Below are 14857 nucleotides of genomic sequence, written 5' to 3'. Positions count from 1 at the left end.
AGAGATAGATATATTTCAAGAAAGGGGAAACGCCCATGCAGCCCTTTTGGACAACGCGTGCGTTCCGTAACGGCATCTGGGTACTGCTGATCTTGACGATCATCTTCATGGCGAAACAAGTCGAGTTTTTGTTCTATCCGATCGGTATCTTTTTCGCGACCGTACTGACACCGTTCTTGTTCGCCGGCATTTTGTTTTATTTGACGGTCGGTCTCGTCGATTTCCTTGAGATCAAATGGAAGCGACGGTCACTTGCGATTTTGAGCGTGCTCCTGTTGCTCCTCACCCTCGTCGTGTTGTTCGTCGTCACGCTCGGACCGCTCATCACAAGGCAACTGCTCGCGCTGCTTGACGCGTTCCCACGTTTTGCTGAAGGGAGCTACCGTCAGTTTTTGTTGCTGTACGGACGGCTCGAGGAATACGCGTGGTTTCGGGACTATGCCGAGCAGAACGCGGCATCGATCGAGACGTGGATTCGTCAGTTGACCGACGCGCTCGGTTCACTCATCGGTACTGTCGCCGGTTCGCTTGGGCGCGTGCTCGCACTGATCGTGTCTGGACTGTTCACGTTGTTCATCGCTCTATTCTTGTACGTGTTCATGCTCATTGACGGGGGCAAGCTCGCGACGGCGATTGTGCGGTGGATCCCTGAGGCGTATGAACAAAACGCCCGTCACATCTTGCACGACATGCACGAGACGATCAAACGTTACGTCCGGGCCCAGCTCATCGTCTGTACGTTCGTCGGCTTCTTCGCGACAATCGCTCTTTGGCTGCTCGACGTCCCGTTCTTCCTGCCGCTCGGTCTGTTCATTTTCGCGACGAACATCATCCCTTACTTCGGTCCGTTTCTCGGGGCCGCACCCGCCGTTTTGATTGCATTCATCGACGAACCGGTCAAAGCGCTCTACGTCATCATCGCCATCACCATCGTCCAACAGCTTGATGCCAACGTCATCTCACCGCTCGTCCAAGGCAAGTCACTCCGTGTCCATCCCATCACCATCACTCTTGTCCTGCTCGTCGCGGGACGCCTCGCCGGTATCGTCGGCATGTTGCTCGCCGTCCCGTTCTATGCTGTCTTGAAAGTCACATTCCTCAACTTGCAAAAACTATACGCGTTACGCAAACAGTCGAAGCTTCCGATCGAAAGGAGCGACTAATATGTCCTCGCGCATCACCCACACGTTCATGGAACTCGTCCAAATTGATTCAGAGTCTTATGCCGAAGGTCCATTTTTAGAGTATTTAAAAGAACGATTCGATGGACTTGGTCTTGAACTTGACGAGGATGACTCGACAGCAGAGACCGGTCTCGGTTCGAACAATTTGATCGCCCGTCTAGCCGGCGACGCCTCGATCGCACCGTTATTCCTGTCGGCTCATATCGATACGGTGTCACCTGGTAAAGGCATCGTTCCGGTCATTCGGGATGATGTTGTCTATTCAGAAGGAGGGACGATTTTAGCGGCCGACGACAAGGCCGGAATCGCCATCATGATTGAAGTGGTGGAACGGTTGCGTGAAGGACGAACCCGGCACGGGCCGATCGAACTCGTACTCACACCAGGAGAAGAAGTCGGTTTGCTCGGAGCGAAAGCACTCGATATGTCAACACTGAAAGCGAAGCACGGGCTCATCCTCGACAACGGCGGATCGGTCGGCGGCATCATCTTAAGTTCACCGAGTATGTTCAGCCTGAATATCGATATCCACGGGCAGGCGGCTCACGCCGGACTCGAACCAGAGAAAGGTATCTCGGCACTCGTCATCGCGGCCGAGGCGATTCATCAGATGAAACTCGGGCGCATCACTGAACAAACGACCGCGAACATCGGCAAGATCTCGGGAGGGACCGGCAGTAACGTCGTCATGGAACACGCGACGCTCGTCGGGGAGGCCCGGTCGCTCGATCACGACGCCTGCGTCGAACAAGTCGCACACATGATCGAGACGTTCGAACGAGCGGCACAAAACCATGGCGGCACGGTCGACATCAAGCAACAACAGATGATCCGGAGCTATCGGTTCGAGGAAGACGAACCGTTCGTCCGCCACGTCTCGGCAGCGCTAGCGCATACTTCGTTCCCGGTACGTTATGAGCATAGCGGCGGTGGGAGTGATGCCAACGTGTTCAACGAGTTCGGAAAAGTCGCACTCAACGTCTCCATCGGGTACGACGCGATCCATACGGTCGATGAGTCGATCCCGATCAAAGAGCTCGAGGACAGTGTGACGTTCGTACTCCGGTTGATTGAGACGATGCAGTCGTTCAAAGCATAAGGGAAGGGGATGGGTTGTCGTGCGAAAACGAATCATTGACGTCGGCATCATCCTCGCCTCGATCATCGTCCTCGGGTTGGCGATCAACTTGTTTTTAGGTCCTCACGAGATTGCGGCTGGTGGCGTGACCGGGATCGGGATTTTGTTAGAAGAAGTGATCGGCATCGACCGCTCGATCGTCGTCTTTGTCTTGAACGGGGTCATGCTCGTCTTGACGTTCGTCTTTCTCGGGAAGAAAGTGTTTTACAATACGCTGCTCGGCAGCCTGTTCTTGCCGCTCGTTCTCGCCGTCGTCCCGAAATATATGGTCACGACAGACCGGTTCTTCTCGGTCGTGTTTGGCAGTATCTTGTTCGCTGCGGCGGTCGCCATGCTGTATCGAATCGGTGCCTCGAGCGGAGGGACGACGATCCCGCCGCTCATCTTGCACAAATACACCGGGTTGAACACGGCGATCGGCTTCTTTTTGACCGATGCGCTCATCGTCGTCTCAAGCTTGTTCGTCTTCGGGATCGAATCGTTCCTGTTCGCAATCGCCTCGATCATTTTGACGTCGGCGGTCATGGCGTATATCGAGCTCGGCCTCGACCGGAAAAAAGCCATCTTCATCATGAGCGAGTCGCACCTAGACGACATCAAGCAGGCACTCTATCGGGACGTCGACCGGGGAATCACCGTCTTTGACGTGAGAGGAGGGTTTCAAGGAGAAAATCGGGAAATGTTGATGATCGTGTTGACACGTGGCGAATATCAGACGGCACTCAGAACGATCGACGCAATCGATAAACGCTCGTTCATGATCGTCTACAACGTCGCCGATGTGCATGGATTAGGATTCAGCTACCAACCGCGCGTCTAACTTTGGAAAGGGGAGCCCTTCATGAACTCCTTACTCGCCTTCACAATCGTCATGCTCATTTGGACGATCAGTGATTTCGTCGCCAAGAAAACGAAAGCGTTGCTGTCCTCGCTATTTGTCGCGTCTGTCATCTTTCTCGTCGGCTTCAAATCCGGATTGTTCCCGGAAGATTTGTTACCGTCATCATCTTTACTAGCCCTCGGTCAGACGGTCGTCGGACTCGTTATCGTCCATCTCGGGACGCTCATCAGTCTCGACGAGTTCAAGCGACAATGGAAGACGTTCGTCATCGGTGTCTCCGCCGTGCTCGGCATCGGGATTTTTCTATACGTGATCGGGCAATTTTTCCTCGATACGAACTATATTTTAAGTGCCATCGCAGCCATCAGCGGCGGGACGATCTCGATCATTCTCGTCCAAGACGCCGCCGTCAACGCGGGACTCGTCTCGGTCGCTGTATTCCCGGTCTTGATCGCGGCGACGCAAGGGCTGATTGGTTTTCCGCTCACGTCGATCATCTTACGGAAAGAGGCACTCCGCATCCGGACGGCACATCGGGACGGGACGCTCGTCACGCCTGAACAACATGCCGTCGTCCATGACGAGACAGATGATTCGATTTTGCCGGCGCCGTTCCATACGACGGCCGGGACGTTGTTCGTCATGGGGGTCGTCGTCTTGATTTCGACCGTCATCAGCGGATGGACGAACGGTTACCTGAACACGTTCGTCATCGCCTTGATCCTCGGTATCGTGTTGCGCCGCTTCAAGGTTTTGAAAGCGAACGCGTTGAACGGGATCGATGCGTACGGTCTCATCATGATCGCCATCCTGCTCATCATCTTCGGACCACTCGCGACGCTGTCACCGAGTGCGTTGTTCGATTTGATCGTGCCGATCACGATTTCATTCGTTCTCGGCGTGTCCGGACTTTTGTTGTTTGCGCTCCTCGTCGGCCGCTTCCTCGGCTACTCGAAAGAGATGTCGATGGCGATCGGGTTGACGTCGTTATATGGTTTCCCAGGAACACTCATCTTGAGCGAAGAGGCGGCGAAGAATATCGGGGAGACGGAAGAGGAGGTGCATATTATCGAGGATGAAATATTACCGAAAATGATTGTCGCCGGGTTCTCGACGGTCACGATCACATCTGTGTTCATCACAGGGATACTTGCTGCGTTCATTTACTGAGGAGGGAACAAGATGGCATTATCAACAGAACTCGGAAAGATCAAGCAACTGCATAACGCGGAGGCGGGCGTACTGAGTCTCTACTTAAGTACGAAGCCGAGCGAGCGCGACAAATGGGAGATTCATTTGAAGAACGAGCTGCGCCGACTCGAGCAAGAAATCAAGAACGGAGACGAGGCGAAGTTGAAAGCGTTCAAAGGCGTCCGGGAACGGGCCGAGCGTGAGATTATGGGCAACGAGCATAAGCTGTTGCGCAGCATCGTCTTGTTTGCGGAAGGAAATGATGGCTTATTCGAGCTCCACTTCCTGCAGCTTGACGTCGAGAACGACTTCCATTACGGTGACAAACCTAACTTGGACCAAATCGAGAGACTCGACGCCGAATTCCCGAACACGGGCATCTTGCTCGCCCAGCTCGACAGCATCACCGCCTACGATACGCGGCTCGGTGAAGTTGAGGACGTCGTCGTGTTCGATCTTGATTTAGACACCGATCAATGGAGACGGTACCAAGGTCGCGGCAAAGGCGGCGAGGCAGCGTCAAGCAGCCAAATCGACCAATTCGACAGCCGGAAAGAAAAACAAGTCCGACGGTTTTACCGGGATATCGCCGGTGAGATTCGTTCCTTACACAAGAAACATAAATGGAACGAGGTCGTCATCATCGGGCAAGATCGGAGTGCGAACTTATTGAAAGATGAACTCGACATCGACATCGAGCGCGTCGTGAACCGGAACTTAGGAAACGCCGAGGAAGAAGAGATTCTGCGCCGGGCGTTTGAGCAATAAAAAGTAGCGAGTGACGTTATGTCGCTCGCTATTATTCTGCCCAGCGATTGTCTTGTGTGAACGAGATCGTCAGCCATTTCTCATACGGCAAGAAGGCGAGCGCGTCCTCGATCTTTTGACGGATCCGGTCCTGCTCGGCGATTTTGTCATACGGGTAGTCTTTCGCCACGACGAGGTCGATCTCGATGAAGAGAAGATTACCGGACTTCGTCGTCCGGACGTATGTTTTCGAGACTTCGTATTGATGGGCGACTTGGAGGATGGTGAGTGTGATCTGTTTACTGTACGGGGTCTCGGTGTTCATCCCGATCAATTCTTTGATGGCGACCCACATCTCGATGAGCGGCGTCTTGACGAGCCAAAGGGTGATCAGCATGAGCATGACCGGGTCGACGTACGGGGAGATGGCGTCAAACGATAGCCAGACGAGCACTTGGGCGATCAAATAGCCGATGAGGGCACCACCGGTCAAGATGAAGCTGAGTCGCCATTGGACGATCTCGGCACTGACGAGACCGGAGCTCGCTTTCATCTGGAACGTCCGTAAGTAGCGGAAAATCCCGTACGTCAATGCGCCGCTGATTGTGAGATAGACGAGCGCCCAACCGAGGACGAGGTCGTTGCCGCCGGCGCGGATATCATCGATCGCACCGAGGAAGGCGTTGACGATGACGAGTAAGAGGACACCATATTGGAACAAGATGATGAACGGCTCGATCGTGCTCTTGCCGAACGGGAAGCGCTTGTCCGACGTCAGCATGAACACGCCGGCCCGGAGCGAGATCCAGCTCATGATGACGCTCAAGAACGAATAGACGCCATCGAACAGGATGAAAGCGGACGATAACGCGTAACCGACGATGATCCCGGCGATGGCGAAGAATAAAGAACCGAATACTGAGACACGCAAGACGAAGCGTTCGAGTTTGGGGTCTTTTGGCATGAGAATGTCCTCCTTAGAAGCTGAGCAGCCGTTGGTACGTGTTTTCCCGCTTTTCAGTGTTCCTATTCGAGAACTCGAGCCGTATGGTATGCTAGAAAAAAATGGATAAAGGACGGGGAAGGAATGAAGCTTGTCATACTGATCGGTCCACAAGCCGTCGGCAAGATGACGGTCGGCCAGGAGCTAGCGAAACAGACAGGATTGAAGTTACTACATAACCATATGACGATCGATCTCGTCAGCCCGTTCTTTGATTACGGGACAGACGAGGGGCGCCGACTCGTCCAATTATTTCGGCACGAGTTATTCGAAGCGGTCGCGAAAAGCGATCAGCCCGGCTTGATCTTCACATTCGTCTGGGCGTTTGATATGGAAGAAGACCGGACGTACATCGAAGGAGTGGCGGAACTGTTCGAGTCGCACGGGGCCGACGTCTACTACGTCGAGCTCGAAGCGGACATCGAGGAGCGGCTCGCCCGGAACACGACCGAGAACCGGCTGGCGCATAAGCCGACGAAACGGGATATCGCCTGGTCCGAGGCCGAGTTGAAGCAGACGGCGACGCTGTACCGCTTGAACTCGCGTGATGGAGAGATCGATGTCGACAACTATTTGCGGATCAATAACACGGACCTTGATGCCGAAACGGTCGCGCGACAGATTCAACGCCAATTCAACCTTTAGAAGTTTGAAGAGCGACGGCTGATTTGCCAATCGGTACTAAAAGAGATAATCTAGCACTAGATGGTAATCATTACACTCTGTCTAGTCTATCCTTTGAAATTGGAGGTGAACAAGATGATAGAATTCAAGTATGATACACAACTGTTGATCGAAGGGGAGCAACTGTCCGAAGATGCTATATTTGAGTACATTAACACAAGCTTCGCGGGAGATTGTTTGTTGGCAGTCGGGGACGAAAATCTAATTAAAATTCATTTTCACACGAACGAACCGTGGGATCTCGTTAAATATTGTGCGTCGCTAGGTGAGATCTATGACATAGTGATTGAAGACATGAGTAGACAAGAAAGAGGTCTACCTGGTTAATCTACGAACAGAAAAGAGAGTTGTTCGCCGGTAAACGGTGAACAACTCTCTTTTTCTACACCCACCAATCAGGGCGCTCATAGTTGATCAATAGTTGCTTTTCCAGTAAGCGTTGCACGAGGTAAGACGTGACGCTTGGTAAAATCTCATCGATGTCGGCCGGGTGGACCATGACTTCGATCGAGTCGCCTGGTTGAATGGCGTCGAGCGTTGCCCGGGACACACCATCGCCGTAGAACTGGTCACTGAACCGCTCGGTCACCCACAAGTCCCGTCGTGCATCGAGTGTCGTTAAGGCCCGAAACGTCGTGTCATATTCTTCGGCGAGACGGACGATGACGTCTTGGATCGCCGGCCAGCCATGGACGTGATGATGGCTGTCGAGGTGATGGAGCGACAGTCCCGTCGCGCGGAACGCCTCGATTTGCGCTTTCCACTCGAGGTAGACGAGCTCAGGGTCGGGTGCCGCTTCCGTCAGAAACCGGTTCGTGTAGCGGAACGTCCCGTCTTCTTTCGTGAGCGGTGTACTCGTCTTTGCGAGCGGCCGTCCCCACGTCAAGGCGAGATGCACGCCGACACGTAAGCCGGGATGGAGTTTTGCGAGCGTGACGGCCTCATCGACGGCATAGCCGTTCATAATGAGTGTCGCCGAATTGACGATGCCGTTGACGTGACTGTCGAGGATTCCGGTATTCACACCAGATGTCAGTCCAAAGTCATCGGCGTTGATCAAGACGTGCGTTTTATGCATTTTGTACGAGACCGAGCGCTTGGTCGAGCACTTGGTCGCCTTTCATGAGCCCGTAAGCCATATTGTCGATGACAGCGACCGGTACCGTGACGGATGCTTTGATCTTGCCTTCGAGGTAGCGGACTTGTGGTCCGATCAAGATGACGTCGACGTTCGTTTGTTCTTTCAAGCGTGATTCCGGGATGGCTTCGATTGTCGCGTCCAAGCCGCGCGCTGCGGCCTCGGTGCGCATTTTTTCAACAAGGATCGATGTCGACATACCAGCCGAGCAGACGAGTAAGATGTTCATTTCAGTTCCTCCAATTGGTTGAGTCGAGTGATCATATCGACCATCTCGATCGCAAGTTCTTTGACGGTCATTGCCGTCATCAAGTGATCTTGGGCGTGGACGAGCAGGACGCTCATGTCGCTCGTCGCACCGCGTGCCTCTTCTTGCAACAGTTCGGTTTGAAGCTTGTGGGCTTCTAGAAACGCCTCATCCGCTTCTTTCATTTTCGCTTCAGCGAGTTCACCTTCGCCGCGTTTGGCGGCGGCGATCGCTTCGAACGCCGATGAGCGGGCGTTTCCGGCGTGCAAGATGATCATGAACGATAATTGTTGGATGCTTTCTGTCTTCAACTGATTTTCTCTCCTTCGTTGACTTCTGCTTTATTTTTATTGATTTCGGCCGTCATCGCTTTCGCTCCTGCCATGACGAACGGGATATACATCGCCGTCGCAATCGTCAAGTTGACGATTTGGAGCAAGACGCCGCGGACGCTACCGCCGGTGACGAGGTAACCGCTGATGATCGGTGGCGTCGTCCATGGCACGATGGCGACCGTCTTCGGTACCATGCCCGTTGAGAGGGCGACGTACGATACGATCGTGAGCGTGACCGGTACCAAGATGAACGGGATCAACATGACCGGGTTCAAGACGATCGGGAGACCGAAGATGACCGGTTCGTTAATGTTGAACAGTCCGGCCGGAGCCGACAGTTTCGCAACTTGGTGGTACGGGTGGTTGCGCTGTTTGCGGACGACGATGAAGATGGCGAGAAGCAGGGCGAACGTCGTACCTGATCCGCCCATGAAGACGAATGAATCGAGGAACGGTTTAGTCACCGTGTACGGGACGTCATACGCCGACACGCCTGCTTGGAACGCGGCCAAGTTTTGCTCGATGAGCGGGAGATAGATCGGCTCGATGACCGAACCGATGATGTTCGTGCCGTGCAGTCCAAAGAACCAAAGGATATGGTTCAAGAAAGCGATGACGAGACCGGCCGCGAGCGAGTCGCCGAACCCTTGAAGCGGTTGCTGGATGACTTTAAAGATGACTTCAAAAATGCTTAGCTCGACTTGGAGTGTCATGAACAGTTGAACTCCGGCGACGAGCGTCAAGATGAGCATCGACGGGATGAGTGCTTGGAACGAACGGGTGACCCCGCCCGGTACGCCTTCCGGCATCTTGATCGTCAATTTCGTGTTAATGAGGTAACGGAACAGTTCGGTGACTGCGATCGAGACGATGATGGCAACGAATAATCCTTGGGCACCGAGCCAAGCGAAGTTAAGTCCCCAGTCTTCTGTGACCGGCACGAGCATGATGTATGATGCGACCGATAAAATACCGGCGGCGAGCCCATCGACTCCATATGACCGGGCCAAGTTATACCCGATCGAGAAAGCGACCAAAAGGCCTAATATGGCGAACGAGGCCGTCCAAATGTTGCCGCCGAGTCCTTGCCAGTTCCCTTCGCCGAACGCATTGTTCATCATGCCGACGAAGTCGAGTGAGAGGCCACCTAAATTGATAGCCGGGAAGTTGTTAATGAGGACAGCGAGCGAACCAACGATGATGAGCGGCATGACCGAGACGAATCCATCACGGATGGCGACTAAGTGTCGCTGGGAACCGATGCGCCCAGCGATTTCGATAAACTTGTTCATGAGTAAACCTCCTTCTTAAATTGTGGTAAGTACGCTTCGTGCGCGTCGAATAGCTCACGGAGCAGCGGATCGATTTTCTTCTCATCTTGGATGAGCGGGTTCATCAGGCAGGCGAGGTAGGCATCGTTGTATGAGCCGGACATCGCTGCGCGGATGGCGAGCTGTTCAAACGTCTTCAAGTTGGTGATGAGTCCTTTGATCGGGAGCGGTAACGCGCCGATTGAAATCGGACGTGGACCAGCCTTCGTGATGACGGCGTTCACTTCGATGACGGCGTCGTCCGGTAAATCACGAATCGCGCCGCGGTTTAACGTGTTCACCGTCTGGATATCGCTGCGATCGTTGTAGATCGAATCCATCAAGTTGCAGGCGGCGTCGGAATAGTAGGCGCCGCCGCGCTGTTCGAGCTCAACAGGCTTCACGTCGAGTTCGATGTCTTTGTATTTCTCGAACAGTTGCGCCTCGACTTGCTGGACGACCTCGGCGCGCGTGCCGTTCTGTTCATACGCCGCTAAATCTTTCGCGAGTACGTCCGCCGTTTGGAAATAGTATTGATGGTACGGGTTCGGCAACATGCGGAGCGATTTCAAGAACGATTCGCTCCAACCGAGCCCGACGATGTTCGCCGGCGAGTAGTCGGTGCCGGCGTTCAGTGACGCGAGCACGTCGTCCGTGCGATCGACGCCGTCGACCCAGACGTGGCGGCCGAACACGAAATGGTTGAGTCCGATGAATTCGATGGCGACACGTTCGACCGGGGTGTCTAAAATCTCAGCGACCGAGTTGCGCATGTTGAACGGGATGTTACAGACGCCGATGACTTTTTTGTGGGCCGAGTGTTGCAAGACGGCCTCGGTGACGATACCGGCCGGGTTCGTGAAGTTGACGAGCCACGCGTCCGGGCAAATCTCCGCCACCTCATTAGCGAGCTCGATCAAAACCGGGATTGTCCGGAACGCTTTGAACAAGCCGCCAGCACCGTTCGTCTCTTGACCGATGAAGCCGTGCTTGAGCGGGATGCGTTCATCCAAGGCGCGGGCTTTCAGGCCACCGACGCGGATCTGCGTCGAGACGAAGTCGGCGCCAACAAGTGCGGCTTTCCGGTCGAGCGTCCAACTGAGTCTGATGTCAGCGCCTGCCTTTTGAATCATCCGTTCGGCGAGACGGCCGACGATGTCTAATTTGTCTCTCCCTTCCTCGATGTCGACAAGAACGATCTCCCGAACCGGAAACGTCGCTTGCCGCTGGATCAAACCTTCAATGATTTCGGGGGTATAACTCGAACCTCCACCGATGATGACGACCTTGACTGCCATAGTGCCAACTCCTCCTTGTGAAAGCGATTTCTTTTTGTTGTAACAAATATAACAAATAGTACAACTTGTCGCAATATAAAAAGTACAAATAATACAAATTGTTTTTTGTATTTGCATTTGTATGTTTGCTGTATCAGAATAAAGGAAAGAAGGATGACACAAAGGGGTGACAGAATGTCGCAGTCGACGCTTCAAACAGCCATCAAAGAAGAGTTATTGTCCCGCATCAAGAGCGGACATTATACAGAGGGCGAGAAATTCCCGACCGAGTACGCGTTATGCGAAGAGTTCGACGTCAGCCGGACGACGGTCCGCGGCGCGCTCAACCAGTTGACGACGGAAGGCTATCTCGTCCGCCAGCAAGGGCGCGGCACGTTCGTCGCCGGGAAGAAAGTCCGGCAGACGTTATCGCATACGCCGAACAATTACGCGGCCCAGCTCGCCGTTCAAGGCAAGCGCGGCCAAGTGTCGCTCATCGACTTGTCGGTCGTCTCGGCGAACGCCCAGCTCGCCGACGTGTTCACGGTCGACGAACAAGCACCGATCCAAAAGATCGAACGGATCCGTCACGCCGACGGGGAGCCGACGCAGTACGAGGTCTCGTTCATCCCGTGGCAGATCGCGCCGGGTATCACGAAAGACCAGGCCGAGCATTCGCTGTTCCAGACGCTAGCGGAAGTCCACGACGTCCACGTCGCCAAAACGACCGAGGCGCTCGAGATCGCGCTCGCCGACGAACGGATAAGCGATCTTCTCGACTGTCCGCTCGGGACGCCGTGCTTTTATATCGAGACGGTGACCGAGGACGCGTCAGGAAAAACGATCGAGTACTCGCGTTCATATTTCCGAGGGGACAAGACAAGTTTTGTCATCGAACGGAGCTATTCCTAAACACGCCGAGGTCGGCGTGTTTTTTTGTAGTCATATTAAACAAAAATGAACGGGTTTAGGATTTGTCAGCCTTGGAGATATCGCATTCATTGAAACCAAGGGTCATGTTGCGTACAGTTAACAGTAGGAAGGCGGGATGTCATGTTATTCAAGAAAAAAACAGACGAGGAAGTGACAGGGGCGACGCGTTTCCAAGTCAAATTGACGGAACAGTTGCCGGAACTTGGCCAAGTTATGGTACTCGTCGACACAGCGACCGGTGTCAACTACATCCAGACATGGGTCGGGACGGGTGGTGGCATCACGCCGTTACTTGATTCAAACGGTGACGTCGTGGTCGACGACGTGTCTAACTTTCAGTAAATAGGGATCGGATCGAGAAAGGATTGAAGGCACATGCACATTATCGAATTCATTGGGGTCAGTCATAACGACATCCTACATAACATCACCGGCCACTTCCGCGAAGGCCGGATCACGACGTTCGTCGGACCGAGCGGCGCCGGCAAGACGACGTGCCTGAAGCATATGAACGGGCTACTATCGCCGGACGCGGGCGACATTTATTTCAAAGGCGAGAACATCCGCGATATCGATGTCATCGCGCTCCGGAAACAGATCGGCATGGCGTTCCAAAGCGCCCCGATGATCGACGGGACGGTGTACGACAACTTGAATTTACCGAAAGCGATTTTCGGCGAGACGCTCGACCGGGCTAAAGCGACAGCGCTGCTCGGAAAAGTCGACTTGGACGGCATCTCGCTCGACCAACCGATCAAGACGTTGTCGGGCGGGGAGCGGAGCCGGGTCGCCATCGCCCGGACGCTCGTCAATAAACCGGACGTCTTGCTGTTAGATGAGATCACGTCGAGCCTCGACTACCGGACGGTGAAAGAGATCGAGCATTTGATCGTGCGACTTCAAAAAGATTTCGGGGTCACCGTCATTTGGATCACCCACGACCTCGATCAAGCGAGACGGGTCAGTGACGACATGTGGTTTTTACGGAACGGGGAATTGATTGAGTTCGGTGACGCGTCGTTCATCGACGAGTCGGACAATCCGATGATCGGACGTTTCGTCAGGGGGGAAGAGCTATGACGTTCATCGAACTGATGACTTCCTTGATTTTCGTGGCGATTCCGCTCGGGTTGGCGTTGTTTTTGAAGCTCGGTCTCGAGCGTGACATCGTCATCGCGACGGTACGCTCGATCATTCAACTGTTGTTGATCGGCTACATTTTGACGTTCGTCTTCGAGAGCGATACCCCGGTGTTCATGCTTCTCATGATCCTCCTCATGATTGGCGCGGCGACGCAAAATATCATCAAAAAAGGGGACGGCATCCCTGGCATCACCTGGATGATCGTCCTCACACTCGTCACGGTCGAATCGCTGACGATGGGGCTCATGCTCGGGCTCGGCATCATCCCGTTCGAGCCGGAGAAAATCATTCCAATCAGCGGTATGGTCATCGGCAACTGTATGGTGTTGTCACTCCTGTTTTTGAACAAGTTCAAAGACGAGGTCGAACGGAGCGACGAGGTCATCGAGCTCATCCTGTCGATGGGCGGGGCACCGAAAATCGCAATCGAGCGGAGCTTGAAGAACGCCATCCGGACGAGTATGATCCCGACCGTCGAGGCGCAAAAGACGATGGGGCTCGTCCAGCTTCCGGGCATGATGAGCGGCCTTATCATCGGCGGCGCCGACCCGATGGAGGCGGTGTTGTACCAACTGCTCATCTTGTTCCTCATTTTGACGACGGCGACGATCTCAGCCGTCATGGTCGGTTATATGTCGTATCCACGCTTGTTTAACCAAAAACTGCAGTTTATCGGATTGACGTATCGGAAGGGGAAAACGACATGATCACAGGCATCCATCACGTCCAAATCACGATCCCAAAAGGTGAAGAAGCGACAGCACGCGCGTTTTATTGCGATGTGCTCGGCTTGAATGAAATCGACAAACCGGAGTCGCTTCAAGGACGAGGCGGGTTTTGGCTTCAAGTCGGTAACCGAAGCGTCCATGTAGGTACCGAGGACGGGGTCAATCGTCTGAAAACGAAAGCACATGTCGCCTATACGGTGACCGATTTAGCGGAGTGGGGACGAAAACTTGAAGCAGAGGGAATCGAGCGGATTGAAGGGATTCCAATCCCTGGCTTTGACCGGTTCGAGTTCCGCGACCCGTTCGGCAATCGGGTCGAGATGATTCAGGCGATATGAGAAAAGGGAGCGCCCAGTGGGTGCTCCCTTTGTCGGTTCACGAGATGCCGAACAGTTCCGTGACGGCTTTCCAGCTCGATGGATAGGCGTTGCTGCCGGAATGCTGATGGGTCAGTTTCCCGAGACGTTTCACAACAAGGCTCCACTGCGTCCCATCGGTGGTGTAATATCCTTTTTCTTCAAACACTTCAGGCCAACGATGTGAGGAGAGGGCGACAAATCGTTCGTGGACGCGTATTGCATCCTCCTTCTCGTACCAACCTGAGCTTGGGATTGCTACGCTCAAGTCGTAATCTTCGCGCCAAATCACTTCTCGTTTGACCGACCCGTCTTCAAAGAACGTCAACGTGGACTCGTTGTGGACACCGAAGCCACCGACGGAGAACGTGACGGTGATGGACGGTTTCTTTTTACGGATGGCATCGAGCGGGATCGTCGGCTCGAACATCAATTTCTTTCGGCGTGACTCCATAAGCGCTAACTTCTCTTCTAACGTGGCTCTCGGTCGTCGCATGACCGGTTCAAGGTGGTTGCGTGTGCTATATGTATTCAATTTTGTCGACCCTCTCTTTTGGTGTCATTCATACGTGAATTATAGGACATCCGGACAAGGCGGGTGA

At 53.9% G+C, this 14857-nt stretch carries 19 protein-coding genes; 12 read left to right on the top strand and 7 right to left on the bottom strand.

Going from position 1 to position 14857, the window contains the following annotated elements; genetic code table 11:
- Nucleotides 1-35 precede the first annotated feature (35 nt).
- From EVJ24_RS00940 to EVJ24_RS00920, 5 genes are read left to right on the top strand one after another with little or no spacing between them, the layout of a single operon-like run.
- Nucleotides 36-1163 carry an AI-2E family transporter gene (locus EVJ24_RS00940; RefSeq protein ID WP_131438926.1) on the top strand — a complete coding sequence of 376 codons (1128 nt, stop codon included), beginning with the start codon at nucleotides 36-38 and terminating at the stop codon, nucleotides 1161-1163.
- Nucleotide 1164: 1 nt separating this feature from the next.
- The gene (locus EVJ24_RS00935) at nucleotides 1165-2283 is read left to right on the top strand and encodes a M20/M25/M40 family metallo-hydrolase (protein ID WP_131438924.1); all 1119 of its coding nucleotides are present in this window, start codon (nucleotides 1165-1167) and stop codon (nucleotides 2281-2283) included.
- Nucleotides 2284-2302: 19 nt separating this feature from the next.
- A complete protein-coding gene (locus EVJ24_RS00930) occupies nucleotides 2303-3142 on the top strand; it encodes a YitT family protein (RefSeq protein WP_131438922.1) in 840 nt (279 codons plus the stop codon).
- A gap of 21 nt (nucleotides 3143-3163) precedes the next feature.
- Nucleotides 3164-4333 carry a hypothetical protein gene (locus EVJ24_RS00925; RefSeq protein ID WP_071398181.1) on the top strand — a complete coding sequence of 390 codons (1170 nt, stop codon included), beginning with the start codon at nucleotides 3164-3166 and terminating at the stop codon, nucleotides 4331-4333.
- A gap of 12 nt (nucleotides 4334-4345) precedes the next feature.
- Nucleotides 4346-5122 carry a VLRF1 family aeRF1-type release factor gene (locus EVJ24_RS00920; RefSeq protein WP_131438921.1) on the top strand — a complete coding sequence of 259 codons (777 nt, stop codon included), beginning with the start codon at nucleotides 4346-4348 and terminating at the stop codon, nucleotides 5120-5122.
- 31 nt (nucleotides 5123-5153) lie between these two features.
- Here EVJ24_RS00920 and EVJ24_RS00915 read toward each other — a convergent pair whose 3' ends face one another.
- Complete coding sequence (locus EVJ24_RS00915) at nucleotides 5154-6065, bottom strand: cation diffusion facilitator family transporter (protein ID WP_131438919.1); 912 nt, start codon at nucleotides 6063-6065, stop codon at nucleotides 5154-5156.
- Between the two features lie 123 nt (nucleotides 6066-6188).
- On the opposite strand from EVJ24_RS00915, the gene EVJ24_RS00910 reads away from it, so the two are divergent.
- Complete coding sequence (locus tag EVJ24_RS00910) at nucleotides 6189-6749, top strand: AAA family ATPase (protein WP_070328491.1); 561 nt, start codon at nucleotides 6189-6191, stop codon at nucleotides 6747-6749.
- Nucleotides 6750-6809: 60 nt separating this feature from the next.
- Nucleotides 6810-7115, top strand: coding sequence for a kinase to dihydroxyacetone kinase (locus EVJ24_RS15565; RefSeq protein WP_370259157.1), 306 nt, complete (start codon nucleotides 6810-6812; stop codon nucleotides 7113-7115).
- A 55-nt stretch (nucleotides 7116-7170) separates the two neighbouring features.
- Here EVJ24_RS15565 and EVJ24_RS00900 read toward each other — a convergent pair whose 3' ends face one another.
- The 5 genes from EVJ24_RS00900 to EVJ24_RS00880 are packed head-to-tail and all read right to left on the bottom strand — an operon-like array spanning nucleotide 7171 to nucleotide 11116.
- Nucleotides 7171-7866 carry a carbohydrate deacetylase gene (locus tag EVJ24_RS00900; protein WP_131438917.1) on the bottom strand — a complete coding sequence of 232 codons (696 nt, stop codon included), beginning with the start codon at nucleotides 7864-7866 and terminating at the stop codon, nucleotides 7171-7173.
- Nucleotides 7859-8155 (bottom strand): PTS sugar transporter subunit IIB, encoded by a 297-nt coding sequence (locus EVJ24_RS00895; protein WP_070328493.1) that lies wholly within the window; start codon nucleotides 8153-8155, stop codon nucleotides 7859-7861. Before EVJ24_RS00895 ends, EVJ24_RS00900 begins: the two co-directional genes overlap by 8 nt.
- Nucleotides 8152-8451 (bottom strand): PTS lactose/cellobiose transporter subunit IIA, encoded by a 300-nt coding sequence (locus EVJ24_RS00890; protein WP_035386318.1) that lies wholly within the window; start codon nucleotides 8449-8451, stop codon nucleotides 8152-8154. The genes EVJ24_RS00895 and EVJ24_RS00890 overlap by 4 nt, the downstream gene beginning before the upstream one ends.
- Nucleotides 8452-8480: 29 nt before the next feature.
- Nucleotides 8481-9800 (bottom strand): PTS cellobiose transporter subunit IIC, encoded by a 1320-nt coding sequence (celB, locus tag EVJ24_RS00885; RefSeq protein WP_071398176.1) that lies wholly within the window; start codon nucleotides 9798-9800, stop codon nucleotides 8481-8483.
- The gene (locus EVJ24_RS00880) at nucleotides 9797-11116 is read right to left on the bottom strand and encodes a 6-phospho-beta-glucosidase (protein WP_131438915.1); all 1320 of its coding nucleotides are present in this window, start codon (nucleotides 11114-11116) and stop codon (nucleotides 9797-9799) included. The genes celB and EVJ24_RS00880 overlap by 4 nt, the downstream gene beginning before the upstream one ends.
- Nucleotides 11117-11290: 174 nt before the next feature.
- Between EVJ24_RS00880 and EVJ24_RS00875 the strand changes: the two genes are divergently transcribed.
- The 5 genes from EVJ24_RS00875 (at nucleotide 11291) to EVJ24_RS00855 (ending at nucleotide 14237) form a co-directional block, all read left to right on the top strand.
- Nucleotides 11291-12007 carry a GntR family transcriptional regulator gene (locus EVJ24_RS00875; RefSeq protein WP_131438913.1) on the top strand — a complete coding sequence of 239 codons (717 nt, stop codon included), beginning with the start codon at nucleotides 11291-11293 and terminating at the stop codon, nucleotides 12005-12007.
- A gap of 141 nt (nucleotides 12008-12148) precedes the next feature.
- The gene (locus EVJ24_RS00870; protein WP_071398173.1) at nucleotides 12149-12370 is read left to right on the top strand and encodes a DUF6440 family protein; all 222 of its coding nucleotides are present in this window, start codon (nucleotides 12149-12151) and stop codon (nucleotides 12368-12370) included.
- Nucleotides 12371-12403: 33 nt separating this feature from the next.
- Nucleotides 12404-13108, top strand: a complete 705-nt coding sequence (locus EVJ24_RS00865; RefSeq protein ID WP_131438911.1) for an ABC transporter ATP-binding protein — start codon at nucleotides 12404-12406, stop codon at nucleotides 13106-13108.
- Entirely contained in the window at nucleotides 13105-13878 is a 774-nt protein-coding gene (locus EVJ24_RS00860; protein WP_131438910.1) for an ABC transporter permease, read from the top strand. Before EVJ24_RS00865 ends, EVJ24_RS00860 begins: the two co-directional genes overlap by 4 nt.
- Nucleotides 13875-14237, top strand: a complete 363-nt coding sequence (locus tag EVJ24_RS00855) for a VOC family protein (RefSeq protein ID WP_131438908.1) — start codon at nucleotides 13875-13877, stop codon at nucleotides 14235-14237. The genes EVJ24_RS00860 and EVJ24_RS00855 overlap by 4 nt, the downstream gene beginning before the upstream one ends.
- Nucleotides 14238-14274: 37 nt before the next feature.
- On the opposite strand, the gene EVJ24_RS00850 is transcribed toward EVJ24_RS00855, so the two are convergent.
- The gene (locus EVJ24_RS00850; protein WP_131438906.1) at nucleotides 14275-14790 is read right to left on the bottom strand and encodes a hypothetical protein; all 516 of its coding nucleotides are present in this window, start codon (nucleotides 14788-14790) and stop codon (nucleotides 14275-14277) included.
- Nucleotides 14791-14857: the final 67 nt, after the last annotated feature.

It is taken from the genome of Exiguobacterium sp. SH1S21, assembly GCF_004337175.1.
In the GTDB taxonomy this organism is placed as follows: domain Bacteria; phylum Bacillota; class Bacilli; order Exiguobacteriales; family Exiguobacteriaceae; genus Exiguobacterium; species Exiguobacterium aurantiacum_A.
The sequence above is the reverse complement of the archived record's forward strand: the minus strand, read 5'-3'. Positions and strand labels throughout refer to the sequence as shown.

Coding starts and splice junctions, on each gene's coding strand:
- EVJ24_RS00940 (WP_131438926.1), top strand. CDS start 36: ATGCAGCCCTTTTGGACAACGCGTGCGTTCCGTAACGGCATCTGGGTA.
- EVJ24_RS00935 (WP_131438924.1), top strand. CDS start 1,165: ATGTCCTCGCGCATCACCCACACGTTCATGGAACTCGTCCAAATTGAT.
- EVJ24_RS00925 (WP_071398181.1), top strand. CDS start 3,164: ATGAACTCCTTACTCGCCTTCACAATCGTCATGCTCATTTGGACGATC.
- EVJ24_RS00920 (WP_131438921.1), top strand. CDS start 4,346: ATGGCATTATCAACAGAACTCGGAAAGATCAAGCAACTGCATAACGCG.
- EVJ24_RS00915 (WP_131438919.1), bottom strand. CDS start 6,065: ATGCCAAAAGACCCCAAACTCGAACGCTTCGTCTTGCGTGTCTCAGTA.
- EVJ24_RS00910 (WP_070328491.1), top strand. CDS start 6,189: ATGAAGCTTGTCATACTGATCGGTCCACAAGCCGTCGGCAAGATGACG.
- EVJ24_RS15565 (WP_370259157.1), top strand. CDS start 6,810: ATGGTAATCATTACACTCTGTCTAGTCTATCCTTTGAAATTGGAGGTG.
- EVJ24_RS00900 (WP_131438917.1), bottom strand. CDS start 7,866: ATGCATAAAACGCACGTCTTGATCAACGCCGATGACTTTGGACTGACA.
- EVJ24_RS00895 (WP_070328493.1), bottom strand. CDS start 8,155: ATGAACATCTTACTCGTCTGCTCGGCTGGTATGTCGACATCGATCCTT.
- EVJ24_RS00890 (WP_035386318.1), bottom strand. CDS start 8,451: ATGATCATCTTGCACGCCGGAAACGCCCGCTCATCGGCGTTCGAAGCG.
- celB (WP_071398176.1), bottom strand. CDS start 9,800: ATGAACAAGTTTATCGAAATCGCTGGGCGCATCGGTTCCCAGCGACAC.
- EVJ24_RS00880 (WP_131438915.1), bottom strand. CDS start 11,116: ATGGCAGTCAAGGTCGTCATCATCGGTGGAGGTTCGAGTTATACCCCC.
- EVJ24_RS00875 (WP_131438913.1), top strand. CDS start 11,291: ATGTCGCAGTCGACGCTTCAAACAGCCATCAAAGAAGAGTTATTGTCC.
- EVJ24_RS00870 (WP_071398173.1), top strand. CDS start 12,149: ATGTTATTCAAGAAAAAAACAGACGAGGAAGTGACAGGGGCGACGCGT.
- EVJ24_RS00865 (WP_131438911.1), top strand. CDS start 12,404: ATGCACATTATCGAATTCATTGGGGTCAGTCATAACGACATCCTACAT.
- EVJ24_RS00860 (WP_131438910.1), top strand. CDS start 13,105: ATGACGTTCATCGAACTGATGACTTCCTTGATTTTCGTGGCGATTCCG.
- EVJ24_RS00855 (WP_131438908.1), top strand. CDS start 13,875: ATGATCACAGGCATCCATCACGTCCAAATCACGATCCCAAAAGGTGAA.